Genomic DNA, 19824 nt, shown 5'->3' on the forward strand with positions numbered 1-19824 from the left:
ATTTATAGGTAGGAGTGTTCGAAACCTTACGGAGCTTTAAAAAATACCGTCTTTGCGAGGAGGTACAACGAAGCAATCTTTCATACTAAGAAATAAAAGATTAATCTAGCATGATAGGTTGCTTCACTTCCTCCCACAAGCCCAATCCTTCGGTTCGCAATGACGGCGATTTAGAGGTTTCTGCTAAAAATAGGCCTGTTGGCTATGAAGCGAAAATCCCCGCTAATAGAAAAAAGGTTTCGAACACCCCATATTTATAGGCCTTTTAATTAGCTTTTATTTCAGTTTTTTGATTCTATTTTCTGTACGCAAACCGCGGTGTTAATCCCGCCAAATCCATAACTGAGCTTGAGAGCATTTTTAATTGAACAGGGAATCGCCTTCTCTTTTACCCACTTCATCTGTGTGCTAATTGGGTCCTCTAAATTCAAAGAGGGATGTAGTTGCCCTTCTTTCATTTGCAGTAATAAGGCAATCATTTCTACCAGCCCTGCGGCAGAAAGCCCGTGGCCTATTATCGATTTTGTGGTATTGATACAAGCCTCAGATAAACCACTCTCTATAAACGCTTTAAGTTCGGTTTCATCGCCCAATGGAGATCCTGTACCGTGTGGACTAACATAATCGATGTCTTCGGCTTTTAGTTTTGCCATTTTTAGCGCATCTTTTATTACGTACAATTCGCCTTCATAAGAGGGATTCGGGTTTCTGTTTGCGTCCATCGCAATGCTCCAACCAGTAAATTGAGCGTAGGAATCTTGGCTTCTTGCCTGTGCATGCGCCTTGGATTCCACCACGATAGCACCGCAGCATTCTCCGTAAATAAAACCATCGTGTTTCTTGTCAAAAGGACGACAAGCCATTTGTGGTTCATTTTTAAATACTTCTGATCCCATTGCATTCGCAACTTTAAAAGCTTGCAACTCCATATAGGAAAGGTCCATCAATGCGCCAATTGCAATGCAAACTTCCAGGCTACCCGACTGAACTGCTTCAATCGCCTGTATCAATGCCATTTGACCACTAGCGGAGGCTCCTCCAACAGAATAAGCTCTACCCTTTATACCAAACTGTTCTGTGCACATTCCACAAACGTCTGTGTCCATAAATGAAAGTGCATAGTTGGGTTTTAAATACGGTAGTTTGTTATTGAATGACTCAAAGGTTTGCAAGAGTTCTCTTTGTTGAAAATTCGATCCGCCTACTACAAGTCCAATGTTATGGGAGTCCAGGTCTTGAAGATTTGCTTCTTCCCAAGCTTCTGCTAATGTTACGAGCGCTGCTTGTGCTGACAATGACGCGTTTCGTATTAGCCTTTTTGAGAAGCGTTCTGGAAGGATTAATTCCTTCATTTCTGCACCAATAAAAGCAGTTCCTTTTTGACGTCCCTCTCGCTCCATCACACGAAAGGCAGAGCGGCCTTGCAGTAAGTTTTCAAAAAAAGCCGATTTTCCTTGACCAATGGCCGATGTAATCCCTATTCCTGTAACTACTATCTCATGACGCTCGGTAGTTTTCATAAAACAATTGTGTTAATTCTCCGATATTTTTAACTTTTATTAATTGTGTTTGAGGAATATCAATGGATAAGGTTTCTTTAATCATAAGAACTATTTCGACACGATCCATCGAATTAGCTCCCAAATCTGTTAAGCTTTCCTCGTAGCTAAAATTATGGTCTTCTAATTCAGGTATTACCTCTATTATATGTTTGGTTATTAAATGGAATATTTCTTCTTGATTCATATCTGTTTCTATTTAGCTATTGTTCATTATTTTAAGAATTCGATCTGCGCTCTGCACATCTAATACGCCATCACTGACCTGTTGGAGCAACTCGTCAAGTGAATCTATTTTTGGAGATATTTTGGTTGTTTCGGATTTAACAGGCTCAGTTGTGGTTGTGGTTTGATATAAATAATTCGCTAATTCCTTCAGCGTAGCGTAATCGTAAAGTTTTGAAACGGTAACGGAAATCCCATAAATAGCATTGATCTCATTTACCCATTCAATTCCAACGATTGAATCCAATCCGAGCTCAACGAAGTTTTTATGTATGTCGAGTTCATCCTCCGACATAAACAACGATTTTGCCAGGGTTCTTTTTAACGTTAAAAGCATCTCTTCTTCTTTGTTATTATCCTCTATGGGTACAACTTTGGGCGTTTGTATAGTCGTTAAATTCTTTTCTGGTAGTTCAGTCTGTATGTATTGAGCAAATTCAGCTAATGTAGGGGTATCGTATATCTTCGTAGCCGGAATGGACAATTTGAAATGTTGATTTATATCGCTAATCCATTCTACGCCTACAATAGAATCGAGGCCCAGCTCTATAAATGCGGCAGTATCCTGAAGTTCATCAACATTCATAAATAACGCTTTCGCCAAACTTTCCTTTAAGTACTTTCTAATTTCTGCTAAATGTATTTGTACTTTATTTGTTTCTGATTTCTCCTTTAGCTCTTTCTCTTTAGGCTCGTTTTTAACTTCAAGGCTTGCAAAAACTTCTGGCTCTTGTTTTAAGATTAACGGTGTTAAGTTTATAGATTGACTTCTCTTGGTCAGCGTTTTCGGTTTTTCTTCGCTTAGTTCCGAAAGTTCTCTCAGTCGAATTCCTTTGGTCAAATCCAATGCTTGGATGACATCATTCGATGATTTATAACTTTTCTTATCGTTCTCTTCCCTGTTTGAAATAATCCAGTACATTTTTTGAGCAAATGGATAAGTTGGTAAACTCACACGCATCGGTTTATTTGCTCCATACAGCAGGTTCCAATTTAATTTAACGCCTTGAATCCATAATTTAATAAGCGCTTCAAATTTCTTTTCCTGTATTAATGTTTGTGTCCAATCTTCAAGAGAGGTAAAATCCTGAGGAAGAACTACTTCCATATCAAGAGCAGTTACTCTTCCTGCAAACAACTCATCTGATGGCTCATTTTTATCTAAAAACTGTTGGAGCTTGACTTGCAGATCTGAAAGTGAAAAAATGACAAAGCCTAAGCGTTCCTCCATTTCCTCACGTCCAATCTGTAATGTAAAGGCAATATCAAGCAATTGTTCTTCTTTTAATTCATCTTCTGCTATATACCTAATCAACTGTTGAGCGCATTCTTTTAAACGACTATGATCCTTGGCTGATAACAAGATTATCAGGGGTACATCATCGTGATTCATTGAAGGTTTTGGCTTGGGAATATACTCTTCTACAATGACATGAGCATTTGAACCACCGGCACCAAAGGATGACAAACCTGCTTTTCTTGTTTCTACGCTCGTTTTACCGTTTAACGTTCTTTTAGTACTCTTCCATTCTTCTAAGTGTTGTTGCACTTTAAAAGGAGTTTGAGTGAAGTTTATATTTGGATTGAGTGATTCTGAATGCAAAGAAGGCACCAATTTTCCATACTTAAATTGCAAGAGCACTTTCGTTAATCCGGCTACTCCCGAGGCACTTTCACAATGCCCTATATTGGACTTTACTGAGCCTATAGCACAAAATTGCTCCTCTTTTGTAAACAACTTAAATGCTTTAATAAGCCCGGCTATTTCTATAGGATCGCCTAAAGAAGTTCCGGTACCGTGTGCTTCAATATAACTAATATCGCGTGCCGATACACCTGCATTATCGAGCGCTTTTTTAATAACGTTGGCCTGCGCTTTAGGGTTTGGCACAGTAAATCCGTTTGTTTTTCCTCCGTGGTTGATAGCAGAACCTTTTATTACCCCGTAAATATGATCGTTGTCGGCTACCGCTTGCGACAGCTTCTTGAGTAATACCGCTCCTACACCCTCTGAAGGCACATAGCCATCTCCTCCACTTCCAAAGCTTACACATCGACCATTTGTTGAAGCAAAATTCCCTTGAGCGAGCATTAAAAATTTATTTGGGTGTACCGATACGTTTACTCCGCCCGCTATAGCCAGTTTACTCTCTCCTTGCCTTAAACTCTGGCAGGCTAAATGTAGGGTGCTTAGTGAAGAAGAGCACATGGTATCAACCACCATGCTTGGCCCATTGAAGTTGAAAAAATAGGAAACCCTGTTCGCGATTGACGACGAATTTCCGGGGAGTAATGTCGATTGTTTAGCCTCGGATAGTGCGTACAACTGATATTCGCTATACATAACCCCGGCAAATACCCCTACTTCATTTGCATACGCTTCTGATACATGCGCTCTTGTATAGCCTGCATCCTCGAACGTAGAAAAAACACATTGAAGAAATAGTCGTTCCTGCGGGTCCATTATCACCGCTTCCCTGGGTGAAATATTGAAGAAAGCAGGATCAAACTTATCTACTCCGTCTAAAAATCCACCCCACTTAGCATAGGTTTTTCCGGGGGTATTTTTATCCTCATCAAAATATACGGAATGGTCCCATCGATTCGCTGGAATTTCCGATACTGAGTCTTTCGCTTCGCAAAGATTTTTCCAGTATTCCATTGCGTTCTCTGCGCCGGGGTAAGTACCAGACAAGCCAATTATAGCGATATCCTCGTCTCGCCATGAGGAGGCTGATTCAGGCAGTTCTTTTTCCTCTTCTGAACCCTTGTAACTGCTCTGCTCTAGAATAGGCTTATCTTCGGGTATACGGTCCGAAAATGATTTTACTTTATTTTCTTGTTGAACATTTTTTCCAAATAATTTTTCCAATTGCTCTGGATAATTCTCTCTAAAAAATGTACTCAGTTCTAAAATATTCTGGCATTCAAACAATAAGGTCTTTGAAAGGGGACCAAAAAATTGTTCAAGCTGATTGGTAAACTGCACAATCATTAAAGAGTCCATACCGTAATTTTCGAAAGCAGCACTGGCTACAATTTGTTGTGGAGGAATTTTAATGAGTGAGGATAATTCGCCTATTAAGAAAATTTCGGTTGATTTTCCCTCCGGCATTTTGTTGTTTAAGCACTGCGAATGCATACCAGAAGGCATTTTATTTGAACGTGGCAGTAAAGAACCTAATACGGAATTGCGTAATTTTTCTTTATCTCCATTTACAACCAAAAGGTGATCTTGATTGCTGTTCCAAGCGGTATAAAATGCTTGTACCCCTTCTTGTGTCGACATTGCTGCCATACCGGTGCTGTATTGTAGCGCTTTTTGGGTATTATTATCCAATTGCATACCGCCTTCTTTCCAAAGGCCCCAACTAATGGACATTGTTCTGCCATTCTTTTCCCCTAACCTGCATTGCGCATTTCTATATTCAGCATAGGCATCCATGAAGGCATTCGCTATAGCGTAATCGGCTTGACCGATGTTCCCGATGATAGAGGCTACCGACGAAAAACAGATAAAAAGATCTAAGGCTTGGTATTTTGTGGCTTCATCTAAATGAACAAGTCCGCTAACTTTAGGTTCTAACACTTCTCTAAAAGTTAAATCGCTCTTATGAAGAATTAAACCATCCTTTACAATCCCCGCACAATGCAAAACGCCGTTAATTTGGCCGTAACTTGATGTAACCTGATCGACTAATTGTTGTACGCCAGACTTTTCAGTAATATCGACCATGCGGTATTCTACCACTGCTCCTTGTTCTATCAAGCGATCAATCTCATGCTGTTTTTCGCTACTCAAGGCTGAGCGGCCAAATAAAATCAACACCGGTTTATCAACTTGTTTTACTATTTCATTTGCAAAAAGTAAAGCTATTCCACCGATTCCTCCGCTGATTAAATAAACTCCATTATCCCGCCAAGGCAATGAGTTGTTTTCTACCTTTACTGCCAGCTCCCTCCACTTTAACACCAATTGTTTATCCTTCATGTATTTAACATTCACATATTCTGATTGACTTATAGGCAGTATCTGCGAACTAGGAAAGGCGTTGTCGGTTTGGATTACTTGAACTTTCAACATCGGGTTTTCCATTTCCGCCGACCTCAATAATGCCGTCATGGCAACATAGAGAGCGGATTCCTTATCAACCGAAGTGAAAAATTGTAAAAGCACTTTATTTTTTGCGCCTGTAGCAAGTATCTCTTTCACCAGTTCGAAGAGACGCAACGAGCAAGAAATAATTTTCTCCTCTAAATTATCGCCTAAAGGATTTATGATATGAATATCTGCTTGTGGTATGTGGCTAGATAATTTTTGTACGAACGTTTCAGCTACATTGCAAAACACCAAAATATATGAAGTATATGTGTGTGCCGCGTGGGTACTAATTGCTTTTTCTTCCTCCCAATACGGCTCAAAGAAGATGGTTTGCAATTGTTCTGCCGACCGATCGAGCATTCTTACTGCAAATCCTTTTATGTTAATGCAAACTTGACCGGTTTCGTTGCAAACTTCAATATTGAATGTCTTTGTTCTAGATTCGGCTACTTGTTCGGTTGCTGGTTTTATAATCGCCCACATCTTTTCTGTACAAGGGCTATATATTTGTACTTCTTCTACGGCATATGGTAAGGAGGACGGAATACTTGCTGAACGCAGATCAAAGCAAAGGGTAGCTTGTAATGCAGCATCTATAATTGCGGGATGCAACACAAAGTCATGAACGGAATTGCTTACAGAGGTATCTAATACAATCTGCGCTAATGCTATGTTGTCACCTACATAAATGTTTTTGATTGCTCGATGTGAAGGCCCGTAGTCTATATTCATAGCAGAATATATCGAGTAAAATTCTTCTGAATCGATGAAATCGTTTACACAGAGTTTTTTCAGATCTTCAATGTCACTTTTTACTGTAGGAAGTAGAATTTCTCTTTGGATACGGCCTTCGGCGTGGATTACTCGATCGTGTTCAGTAGTCCCCGAACGGTCACCAATAGTAAAATAAACACTTCCATCAGGCTTAAGAGTGAGCGCGGTTGTTAAGCTTACTGGATTACCGTTTATTTTAGTAGGTTTTAACCATGTGCAACCTGTTAATTCTATTCCCGTTGCCCCTTCTCCACTCGTATATTCGAAAGCAGCTCTAGCCATTTCCAGATATACCACTCCCGGAAGTATTTTTTCCTTTTGTATTTGATGATCCTTCAGAAAAAATTCGTTACCGGTAAACGTGGTCGAAAAAAACTGTCCTTCCGGCGATGAATGATCCTGATGTACTACCGGATGAATAACCGATAATTTTCCATTATTCTGCAAATAGCTAGTTGATTTGGAGTCTTCTTCTACCCAATACCGTTCTCTTGCAAATGGATAAGTTGGTAAGGAAACTTTGCAACAACCTTTAAATAATGGTTCGTAATTTAAGCTATAGCCTTGTACATACAGTTCGGCAACGGTGGCTAAATGCTCTAGAAAGAAACTACTCTCATCTGTAGCTGCACATTGCTGAATGCAGTCGTTACCATACTTTTTTAACAATGTTTGCTCGCGAATTTCTGTGTCGGACAAATCAGAAGTATACAATTGCGCTACTTTTTTCTTTTCTAACCATTTTCGGAAAAACTCGATCAATTCATCTTTACTCCGCACCACACAAGCTAAGCGATGCCATAAATGCTTTCGTCCTGTTAAGAGCGTATAGCTAATATCGGCCAAGTCGGGTGTATCGGAAACATCCAATGCAGTTACTAAATCGACCACGCGTTGACGAAGCTCATTTGATGTTCTACCGGAGAGTACAATCATATAGCCGGGGCGAATGGGTGCAGGTTTTCGATTTTCTATTGCTTCCTCTAGCACGAGGTGTGCATTCGTTCCACTAAAACCAAACGAGCTAATGGCAGCGCATCTTCGCTTCCCTATTGGCACCTCCCAATCTTGTAAGGTTGTGTTAACATAAAATGGACTGTTTTCAAAATCTATGCTGCTATTCCCCTTTTCATAATGCAGGGAGGCCGGAATCTTCTTGTTTTTCATCGATAGCAAAACCTTTATCAAGCCACCTACTCCAGCCGCAGCCGCAGCATGTCCCATATTGGTTTTTACTGAGCCAAGGGCACAATATTGCTTCTTATCGGTATATCTACGAAATGCATTTGTCAACGCATTAAATTCGATAGGATCTCCCAAGCGTGTTCCTGTACCGTGTGCTTCCACCATCGAAATATCAATTGGATTGATGTTAAACTTATCATAGACCATGCACTCGAGTTTTTCCTGGGATACCGCACTAGGCGCCGTGAGTCCGTTGGTTGCTCCATCTTGATTCACTGCTGAACCCTTTATAACGCCATAAATTTGGTCACCATCGGCTTTTGCTTTAGATAGCGGTTTTAAAATGATAGCACCCACACCCTCACCTGGCACAAATCCATCCGCTCTGTCGTCGAAACTATGGCAATATCCTTTGGGAGAAAGCATATCGGCTTTGTTCGCAGAAAGATAAAACCAAGGCGTGGTTTGAATGTAAACGCCACCAGCAATGGCCATCTCAATTTCGCCGGTCCATAAACTTTGACAGGCCATGTGAATGGCAACCAAGGCACTGGAACATGCGGTATCGATCGCTACTGCAGGGCCTTTTAAATTCAAATAATAAGCAATACGTGCCGGAATAACCGATCCTGCATTTCCCCACATTGCTTGCGCCGGAGAATCGTCTTTTAACAAACTTTGGTAATCGCCTACATGGCAACCCACAAACACGCCGCATGAGGTACCTTCTGTGGTATTTCCGGCGTAACCTGCATCTTCTAAAGCCTTCCAAGATTCTTCTAGAAAAAGTCGCTGTTGAGGATCCATATGGGTAGCTTCTACCCCCGAAATATTAAAAAATAAGGGGTCAAACAGATCAATTTCGTTTAAAAATCCGCCTTTATTACAATAGCTGCCTTCCGCTTTGGTAGCGGAATACGTTTCGCTCTTCCAACGTGAAACCGGTACTATTAAATCATCTCCTTCGGCCAAATGTTGCCAAAACTGTTTCAAATTATCTGATTGTGGAAATTTGCCGCTTATTCCTATAACCGCAATTGGCTCTATACTGTTTTTTTCGTTTAACCCGTTGGTTTTAACCTGATTCTCTACACCTGATCCAATCGGCAAGTGTTCTTCTGAGGTAGTTACCACTATTTTCCCGATATTACTTCTATCCTCAAGGCATCGGTAAGCCTCTTTTAATTGGTTAAAACTAAATTGTTTATAAATAGTAGCGCTAATGGTTTCATCTTTCATTAGCTCAATCATTTTTTTCTTATACCCGTCCATTAACTCCGGATCATCAATAGCCAATTGTGCTAAATTGACACTAAAAAAAGTTTGGTTCTGATTAAGAACGGACAGATCAATTGCTTTAGCCGATTTCAGCGCTGTCATGGCCAATTCTATGTAACGCCCTCCATTCGCCAAACACCTCATATTTTTCTGAATAACCTCCCCTGACAAGGTGTTAATAATTACATTTACCCCTTTTCCTTGCGTTAGTTCATTGATTTTTATCTCAAAATCGGTACTTCTATAATTTACGCAGTGGCGAACACCTAATTCCCGTAAAAAGTCGAGCTTGGCTTCTGATCCTGCTGTAGCGTATATCTCTGCACCGTATTTTTTCGCGAGTTGCAACGCAATTAATCCGGTACCACCCGTAGCAGTATGAATCAATATACTTTCACCCTTTTTTATCCGTGCTTTTTCAAAAGCATCTATCATGGTAAGTGCACAAGCGGGCAATGCGCAAGCTTGCTCAAAACTTAGGTTTTCAGGCATTGGAAGCACATACTTCGATTTACACGTGATACAGGTAGCATGGGCACCCATTGTTTCGCCAATCGTAACCATTACCGAATCGCCAATTGAAACTGAAGTTACCTGCCCACCAATATTCGTGACAATACCGCTTGCTTCGACACCGGGCGTAAAAGGATACGGCGGCATATTGGGATACAAGCCCTTAACACAAAGCAAATCTGAAAAATTTAGTGAAAAAGCTTTCACCGATACTTGCACTTCGTCTGCTCCAATATCAGGTACTTTTTCCAGAACCCTTTTCAAATCATCAATCGTTCCGGAACTTTCAATAACATACCGCGAATAGTATGCGGCATCTTGATCTTGTTGTTGCATTACAACAGAAGGGGTTAAAATTTCCGGAGATTTTTTATTCGAAGAAATCGGCAACTCTGCTTCGATAAAGGCAGCTTGGGTACTTAGAATATAATTGGATAATAGGTTAACATTATTGTAATCAAACAGTACCGAAGTTTGGAGGTTAAGCTTCGTTTCTTTATTAATTGCATTGATTAAGCTGACTGCAATTAGCGAATCTACTCCGTACTCTGAAAAGTTTTTTTCGTCTTCAATTCGCTGCTCAGGCATGGCCAATATATCTGCAATACAAGCATACACCACTGAACGAATGTGATTCACAGTTAGTTGAGCAGCAACGTTTTCATGCGATAAAGTGGATTTCGGTATATGGCTATCCATTCTTTCACTTTCTTGAAAGTCTACATCGTTAGCGTCCTGTTCTAAATTCTTGAAAAGATCACTCTTGTAGGTATCAAATATGAAATCGGCTAATGTATCTACAGAGGTATAATCGAATAATACGGCCGTTTGCAAATTCAATTGGCATCGCTTATTGATCTGGTTGATTAGGTTGACCGAAATAATGGAGTCTATACCGTAACTAGAAAAATTTTCATCATTTCTAAACTTATCGACAGATGATTGAAGAACTTCCGCCACGCTCTCGGTAATTTGGTTCTTCAAATAGTCTATCAACTGGCTTTTTGTTATTTCGGGTGCTACGCTCTTTGGTATCGACAAATTATCGCTTTTAATAATCGCCGGGATTTCATTATCCAAGGAACGAGCATCACTAAAACCTTGTACTTTCTTTCTAACCACTCCATTGCTTTCTGCCAGAATAATTTGAAAATCTAAATCCTTAGATTCGCTGACAGGGAAATAGGTATTTTCAAAACCCTCTCTTTCCAGTACTTTTTCCCACTCTTGTGTCTCCAAACCGGGGCAGCCAGGTATTCGTAAAGCCTCGTCTTCATATAACCACCAACCCTCTAATAAGCCAAATGTTAGGTGTGCAAACAGACGATTATTACACATTTCATTTAATGCGATAATACCATTTTTTTTCAGAAGCTGTTTTAAATTTCTTACCGTTGCGTGTATATTGCGTGTTGCATGCAGAACATTCGCTGCAACTACAATATCATAATAATCGGAAGGGATACCTTGCTCTTCTACCGACTTCTCGACATCAAAAATCTTATACGATAAGTAGGGAACGTATTTTCCATACTCCTGCTCGGCGTACTGCAAAAAGGCATGAGACAAATCGGTATAACAATATTCGTCGATATAACTTTCCTTCTCCTTAAGCTTCTTAAATAGAGAATAGCTTGTTCCACCTGTACCTGCTCCAATCTCCAATATCCTGATCTTTTCATTCGGATTAATTTTATTTCTTGCATCAATGTATCCAATAATAGCGTCGGCCAACACTTCATTAAAGTATTCGGCCACCATATTATTTTTATAAATACCTTCCACCATTGCCATTGAAGAGTTTGGAAAAAGTACCGATGTAATCGCTACCTTATTGGTTAGAATATCCGGTAAGCTCTTTAATGTTTCTTCGAGCAGCAGAACTCTGGGGTTTAATGTGGAGTTCTCCAACCATTTCGTTTTTTTAGTACTCCACTCTTCCCAAAGTTCATTGTGCGAAATTGACAAAAGGTCTTCTACACGATATCGAATTCCATCGTATTTTAGGTATCCATGCTCTGTTAGTGCCCGACAGCTTTCTTCCAACCATCGCTCAAAATTTGATGAGATATTTGTATTGATTAAACAATCCTTGATAGAAAAAATTGCCTGTTCAAATGAACCAAAAGATTTCAACGTTACGAAAACAAATTTTGCCAACCAGGCTTCCATGTCCAGTATTTGCGGTAAAACTTCCGCTCGAATCTTTTGCTCCTTTAAATCACTTCCTTTCTTAAAATCAGTAGCTCTATTGATTATCCGATAGTTTAAAGCAATCCAATCGGTAATTTTCTCGAGCGATTCATACTCCAAAAAGGAACTAATCGGAAATTCCATTTCAAAGCGCACAGCAATTTGTTTTAGCAGGCGCTCACGTGTGGATGTATCCAGACCAAAATCCATTAAGTTTGTCGCTGCATTCAGGTCATTTGGGTCTACCTCCAATATTTGGCTGGTAATTCCAATAATTTTCTGCAAAATATCTTCATATTCACTGGCCTGCACCCGATTATTTAAAATACTGTCGTTAAACACCGAAGGCAGTTTCTCAGGGTAACTAACGATGTATTCATCTAAACGGGTGTTGTCGGTGACTAATTTTCGCGTAGTTTTAGCAAAAGCCACTTGATCTAAGGGGCCGAACATTAGCTTTTCTAAGGCCTGCATTCCTTCTTGAGGTTCAATAGAAACAATGCCCATTTTTTGCATTCTGCTTTGGTATTCGGGACTCGCCACAATTCCGGTGCTGCCCCAATATCCCCAGTTCATTACCTTAACCGGACAATTCCACTCCTGTCTTAACTGATGAGCAAAAGCATCCTCAAAAACACAACCTGCAGCATAATTTCCTTGCCCTGCCGTTTTTGTAAAAGACATTATTCCTGAAAAGAAAAGCACAAAATCCAACGATTCTGCTTTAAAAGTTCGAGCCATTAATACACTCGTATCTACTTTTGCAGAAAGACCTTCCATAAAATCGTCTTCATTCATCCGTATCAATCCTCTATCTTTCAAAACGATTGTAGCGTGTACGATTCCGTTTATTTTACCAAATCGTCTTTTAATTTCCTCGTATGCACCCGCCAGTGCTTCCACATTGGTAGCGTTGGCAGATAGATACATTGGAGCGTTCCCTTTGGTAGCTAATCGGTCGAGTTTGGCTTGTATTTCAGCGTCCTTTTCTCTACGTCCAATCCATACAATTTGTGCATCAAAATTTTCTATCATGTACTCGCTCCAAGCCTCCGCAATTCCCCCTGCTCCGCCTAAAACCACGTAAACTCCTCTTCTTTTATTAAGTATTTTCTGTTTCTCTATCTCACAGGGAATCAATTCACGTTGATGCCATTGTCCACTTCTGTAGATCCAAGCATCTCCTTTGCTATCAAAGGGTACTTGAAATATCTGCTGTATAGATAGGTCGGCCTTTTCTTCTATATCCACTAATCGTATTTTCCATAGCGCAAACTCTTTAGCCATTGTTCCCACTAAGCCATGAATACTCACATGGGTTGGATTCACCTGATCGGTTGGATAAATAGGTTGAGAATTATTGGTGATAACTGTCCATGTTAGTTCTTGTGAGCCGTAACCTATTTGTAAAAAGGCCTTTATCCCTCTAAAAAACAGTACAACGCCTGTGTATTGTTCTTCGATAACTTCATTGCTTGTTACTGAAACCAACTCAAAATCTGGAACCAACCAAATGATATTCTTTATGTTACCTATGGCTGTTAACTTCTCCGCAATCAAGTCAATAGTAAAGTTGCTATCTAAAAATATAGTTCTCGCTTGTGTAAAATATTTACTGAACATATTATTCGCCATATGTTCCTTGCAAAAAATAACAACGTCTTCAGTAGTTATATTATCGATTTTACCTTCTTTAATTGAAATCGTTTTCCATACCGGTGTCAACATATTATAATTAATGGAAATCGCTTGGTTTGAATGGGAATTGTTATTCGCTATTGAAACGGTGTATCCACTTTCAGTTGATTGATTTTGCTCTTGTCTTCGCACCGAGAAGCCATTCAAACGTACCGCTACTTCACCGTACTCATTACAGATATCAATGTCTAGCTTTATTACATTTCCGCCTTTAACATTATCTGGACTATGTTGAATAACGACCCACATTTCTGTTGATGTAGGCTTCAACATAGTGAAACCATCTAAAGCAAATGGCATGAGTCTTCCTGAGTTTCTTAAAGGATTGAGCAAATCATTATCCAAGGCAATTGCCGATTGCAAACCCGCATCCAGTAAGCCGGGATTAAGCTTATATCCGTCGTATAGGCAAGATTCAGTTTCCGGCAAAACTAATTTCGCCAACACTCGATCAGAAGTTTTATATACCGTTTCAATGCATCGATGTGAGGGACCATACTGAAGTCCACTATTTTCAAAGAAACTATAACAGTCTGATGCAGAGAAAACGTTTTGCCAAGGCGTGTTTATAATTTCAGCAATATCATACTTATCTACACCCTTTGATTTTTCTTTCGATACATTTCCGATACAGTGTATCAGTTTATTCCCTTCTGACTCCGTAAAAACTTCGTAACTCAGATTGCCTCTATCCTCTGTGAATATTCGGGTATGTACTAAAACTTCCCTTTCCACCACTAAAGGGCGCAGCCAATTAATATTACGTAATTGAAAATCAACGTTATTTAAATCCGCTTTTTGGGCAAGGGAAGCACACAGTAGTTCCAGATAAACCGCTCCGGGTAATATAGACATTCCATTCACCTTATGATCGGAGATAAACGCTTCTTTACCTGTTAGTCGTGTATGAATTTCAAAGTCTTTAAAGGAAACTATTTCTTTGTGCAGTAAAGGATGGGCGATATTTTTTAATACGGTATTCTCTTGGCTCTTGTCCTCAGATTGATTTCTTTTTTTTCCTGCTGTAATCCAATACTGCTCAAATGCAAAAGGATAAACAGGCAATGACAAGCGAGAAAAAGCCCCTTTTCTATATAACTTATTAAAATCGAGCTGATAACCCTTGACAAATAAATTTGCTACAGTTAATAAGTGCTGACTAAAGTAATTTTCAGAAGTTTCTTTTTCACATAGGTCTAAACAGTCATTTCCTTGTTTTATAAAGTCAGTATCCCCCTTCTCGGTATTTCTTTCAATTTCCCCTGACACCGCCCGAAGATGCGCTCCTTCTATCAGCCAGCTTTGAAAAATACCCCTTAATTCTTCCATACTATGGGCAACACACGCCAACCTATGACGGAAATGTTTCCGACCAAAAATCAACGTGTAAGCGAAATCTCCGAGATCGCATGTTGCAGTAGTTGCGTAAACGAGCATTTGTTGAACCTGTTGTTCCAGCTGTTCTTTAGTCCTTGCAGAGAGCAAGATTAGGTAGGCAGGCATCTCTACCGAAGGATTTTCCAATACGGGTGCTTCTTCGATAACCATATGGGCATTTGTTCCACTAAATCCGAAAGAACTCACCGCAGCACATCGCCTACTTCCTTCGGGTACCTGCCAATCTTTGAGTTCAGTGTTGACATAAAAAGGACTGTTTAAAAAATTTATCGCTGGATTTGCTTTTTCATAATTCAGCGATGCCGGAATTTTCTTATTCTTAAGGGATAACAATATTTTTAACGTACTTGCAATTCCCGCAGCAGCCGAGGTGTGGCCTATATTCGTTTTAATAGAACCAAGGGCACAATAATTGGTTTTATTTGTAAACTTGCCAAAGGCTCTGGTCAAAGCAGCAAATTCAATAGGGTCACCGAGAACAGTGCCTGTTCCGTGTGTTTCTATATACTGCATATTCTCCGGGTTAAGATTAAAAGTGCTGTATACTTGATGTATTAGCCTTTCTTGTGAAACTGCACTTGGTGCCGTTATGCCGTTAGTGGTACCGTCTTGATTAACCCCCAGACCTTTGATAACTCCATGAATATGATCTCTATCTGCCAGAGCCTCCGATAATCTTTTCAATACGATTACGCCTGCTCCTTCACTTGGTATGAATCCGTCTGCTCTATAATCAAAAGCATGAATTGCTCCTGAAACAGACAGCATATTCGCCTTATTTGCCGCTATATAAAACTTAGGAGTGCTTTGCACGAATACCCCACCCGCTAGCGCCATCTTAGTCTCTCCGTTCCAAAGTCCCTGACAAGCCAAATGAATCGCCGTCAAGGAACTTGAACAGGCTGTATCTATTGCGATTGCCGGCCCTTTTAAATTTAAATAATAGGAAATACGTGCAGGCAGCATTGAGCTTGCGTTTCCCCACATCGATTGTGCTGGAACATCTGATCCGTCATCGATTAAATCTTGATAATCGCCTGAATGGCAACCAATATATACACCACAAGCATGTCCATCTATATCAATGCCCGCATAGCCTGCATCTTCCAAAGACTTCCAACACTCCTCTAATATAATTCGTTGTTGTGGGTCCATATAACGAGCCTCTAATTCCGAAATATTAAAAAAATACGGATCAAAACGGTCAATATCTTTCAAAAATCCCCCTCGGGTACAATATTTCTTTTCTCTAAAATCTGCTGCAACATTCCAACGTGTTATTTCTTCTATTAAATCATGACTTTGTTTGAGGTGATCCCAAAGTGCTTCTACATTCTCCGATTGTGGAAATCTACCACTCATACCTATTATTGCAATAGATTCCTTCCCAACTTTGAAGTTATCTATTGCACTATTTTCTGTGTTTATTCCTTGATCTAAGAGCAAATTTGACACGGAACTTTCTGGAGACGAAATGGAGATAGATTCTTCTTGTAAACTATGTTCATTTTCGGCAAACAAACCTTCTAATTTACTGGCGTGTTGCTCTACAATATAGGTAGCCAGCTTATTCACAGAGGTATAATCAAATAGATCGGTTGTCGGTAGCGTGAGTTTTAACTTCTCGTTCAAAAGTTCCATCATGTGCACCCCGGTTATCGAATCCAAACCATAATCGGCGAAAGGTTCCTCAACTCCAATTTGATTTACCTCTACTTTTAAGGACTTAGACAATGTTAGGATGATACTATGCCTTACCTGACCTAATAATTCATGCTTCTGAGCCTTAGGATTAGTCTCCGATATCTCTGTTTTGTCATGAACGTTACTGATATTTTTTAAAGGCTTTTTTAATTCGCTCTCGACTTTTCGTAGAACACAGCCGTTACTTTCCGAAACAATAATCTGCTGACCGAAACGATGGGCGTCTTCAGCAGGAAAAAAGTTGGAACTGAACCCTTCATTTTTTAATGCTTCTTCCCACATTCCGGGATAAAGGCCTGGGCATCCCGGGATTCTCAATTCTTCATCTTCACTTAACCACCAACCTTCCAATAAACTAAATGCTAAATGATTAACCATATTATTACTACTGAGCTCATTTAGTAACAGCAAGCCATTTTTCTTCATCGTGGCTTTCGTATTTTTCAGCGTCTGTCGTATATTTTTTGTGGCGTGTAATACATTGGTAGCAATAACCAAATCGAAATAATCATGCTCAAATAGTTGGCTTTCTATGGGCTTACTAACATCAAATATTTTGTACATGAGATAAGGATTATCTGCACCAAATTCCTTTTCTGCATGTATTAGAAACGCCTTAGAAAGATCGGTATAGCAATACTCTTTTACATACTTTTGGTATGGTCTTAATTTTTTAAAAACCATATCACTGGTACCACCGGTACCGGCCCCTATCTCTAAAATTCTAACTCCTTGAAAATTGTCGTCTTCAACTCGCTTCTTTACATATTCTAATACAACATTGGCAAGAATTTCATTAAAATAATCGGCAACCACGTTAAATTTGTAGATTCCTTCTACCAGCTTCATAGATGAATTTGGGAAGATTACTTCAGTGGCAAGTTTTTTCCCTAGTAATACATCCGGTAGTGCTTTTAAGGAGATCTCCAGAATCGCAACTTTATCTTTTATCTGATTATTAGCCAACCAGTCGGTCTTTTTATCTTCCCACTCTCGCCAAACACTATTAATATCGATGGACTTCGTATTTTCGATTCTATATCCGTTTTTATCCGGTGTTAACAAATGGGCATTTGTTAAAATTTTTAAACTTTCGCTGAGCCAACGATCGTACATTTTCACTAGCCCAACCTGCTGTTTCTCTTTTTCAACATCTACATACCGACTCTGAAAGAAGCCTATTTTATGCAACTGGCCAAAAAGTAATTTGCATAACAATGGGAGCATTTGGTTCATAGGATCCTCCACTTCGGAATCAATTTGCCGCATAAGCGACTCCTTCATGGGAAATGACTTCGGTATCTCTGAAACGATGGAAGGTATCTGTTCAGAATATTCTTGTAAAGTATATTTGTCTTGATATCCTTCAATATTTTTAGGATTCATAGACTTTGTAAAGGCCACCTGTTGCAAGTTAGACGCTAAAAATGTATCCAGCGCAACCATAGCTTCTAAAGGTTCAATAGATCCGACACCAGATAAATTTAATCGCTTTTTAAAAGAATCCGGCACTAACATTCCAGCTCCAACGGATGACCAATACCCCCAATTAATAACTTTTATTGGGTATTTACAATAGCTGGCAAAATATTGTGCAAAAGTATCTTTAAAAGCACAGGCCGCCGAATAAACACTATGCCCTCGCTCGCAGGTCAAAGAAGCCATTGAAGAAAAAAATAACATAAAATCCAGTGGCTCATCTACAAAGACCTGAGCGAGTCGAACACTAATGTCAATCTTTGCTGCAAGACCTTTTCTTAAATCATCTTCATTCAAATCTGCAAGGCTTCTATCCGAGACAACAAGTGCAGAATGTACAACACCGTTAATGCTTTTAAATTGACGTTTCACATCGTTAACAACGAACTGCAATTGAGTGAGATCTGTAGCATCAGCTTTATAGTATATGGGCTTTGGACCAAGCTTTTCTAAGCTATTTATTTGTGCTTCAATTTCTTGATTAATGTCTCGCCGCCCCAGCCATATAATCTGTGCTGTATATTTTTCAATCATGTGTTTAGTCCATACCTCGCCTATTCCGCCTGCACCTCCGATAACTAGATAAACACCCTGATGTTCATACAAATTATTGTCGTTATTTTTTTGATACATACAAGGATAATATTCTTGTTTGTACCATCGTTGATGACGATTCGCAAGCGCATGCCCTGCCCCGTCCAGTGGCAAACTAAAAATATCGATATGCGCTAGGTCACTTTCTTTTTCAAGATCGAGCAATTGAACCTGCCAATTCGGGTATTCTTTGGATATTACACCTGTAAATCCGTGAACAGAGGCATGAGTTGGATTGACTGTATCGGTTAAATTAACGGATAAAGCATTGGTCGTGATTACGGTCCAATTCAAAGCCTTCCCCCCATATGACATTTCCAGAAGTGCTTTAATCAATTTGAATATCGCAATTACTCCCTCTTCCTGTCCTGTGATAATCGATTCATCTGTTGCTTTGGAAAGAGGGTTATTAGAACCAATCCAAATGATGTGCTCTATCGGGCTAAGTTGTTCAAGCTTTTGTTGGATACTCGAAATTGTATCGCCAGGATTAATAAAAAGATACTGAAGCTTTTTGAATTTATTTAGGAGATTACTGTACTGCTTGTCAGGTGGGCAAACGACTAGCACATTGTCAGACATAGAAAGCCGAGACGTATCATCACTTGGTTCAATGATATGCCAGCATCTGGTAATTGTCAATTGATCGCTCGCTATATTATCTTTTGTGGATTCATCTATGGCGACGACCGGTTGGGCAGCACTTTTATCATCCGATTTATATTTACGTATCAAATCAATTCCCTCAGATTTACTGATACGTTTTCCTTTAATTTCATCCAAAATGTATTGCAAATAATCTTTCATTTTATGAATTCTTATTAATCAAGTGAAAATTTAATTTCATTTAGGCCTCTACTAGTTGTGCCGATTTTCTCTGTTTTTCCTCCTCAATTTGCCAGCCTGTTCTTACTGATTATAGTCGCCTTCCTTGCTAGGTTCAGCTTTGCTGGAAAAGTTTGAGAATTTGGAGTGTTCTAAATATACTTCGTCATTGCAAGGGGGCACAACGAAACAATTTTTCCTAATTTGAAGCAAAACCTTTTTACCTCGCATGAAAGATTGCTTCACACCTCCTAGCAACTCCAAATATGACCTTAAAAGGTTTCTACTAAACCATGA

3 protein-coding genes are annotated in these 19824 nt (G+C 39.6%); all 3 read right to left on the reverse strand.

What is annotated here, in order from left to right; all coding sequences use genetic code 11:
* Window positions 1-281: 281 nt before the first annotated feature.
* Genes M2372_RS21240 through M2372_RS21250 form a run of 3 tightly spaced genes read right to left on the reverse strand, consistent with a single transcriptional unit; the run spans window position 282 to window position 19509 of the window.
* On the reverse strand, window positions 282-1520 hold the full coding sequence (locus tag M2372_RS21240) for a beta-ketoacyl synthase N-terminal-like domain-containing protein (protein ID WP_123321246.1): 1239 nt from the start codon (window positions 1518-1520) through the stop codon (window positions 282-284).
* Window positions 1498-1746 (reverse strand): acyl carrier protein, encoded by a 249-nt coding sequence (locus tag M2372_RS21245; RefSeq protein ID WP_123321245.1) that lies wholly within the window; start codon window positions 1744-1746, stop codon window positions 1498-1500. Before M2372_RS21245 ends, M2372_RS21240 begins: the two co-directional genes overlap by 23 nt.
* Window positions 1747-1758: 12 nt before the next feature.
* Complete coding sequence (locus M2372_RS21250; RefSeq protein WP_123321244.1) at window positions 1759-19509, reverse strand: SDR family NAD(P)-dependent oxidoreductase; 17751 nt, start codon at window positions 19507-19509, stop codon at window positions 1759-1761.
* Between the last annotated feature and the right edge of the window lie 315 nt (window positions 19510-19824).

Origin of the sequence: Chryseobacterium sp. BIGb0232, assembly GCF_024810195.1 — a bacterium.
GTDB lineage: Bacteria > Bacteroidota > Bacteroidia > Flavobacteriales > Weeksellaceae > Chryseobacterium > Chryseobacterium pennae.

Coding starts and splice junctions, on each gene's coding strand:
- M2372_RS21240 (WP_123321246.1), bottom strand. CDS start 1,520: ATGAAAACTACCGAGCGTCATGAGATAGTAGTTACAGGAATAGGGATT.
- M2372_RS21245 (WP_123321245.1), bottom strand. CDS start 1,746: ATGAATCAAGAAGAAATATTCCATTTAATAACCAAACATATAATAGAG.
- M2372_RS21250 (WP_123321244.1), bottom strand. CDS start 19,509: ATGAAAGATTATTTGCAATACATTTTGGATGAAATTAAAGGAAAACGT.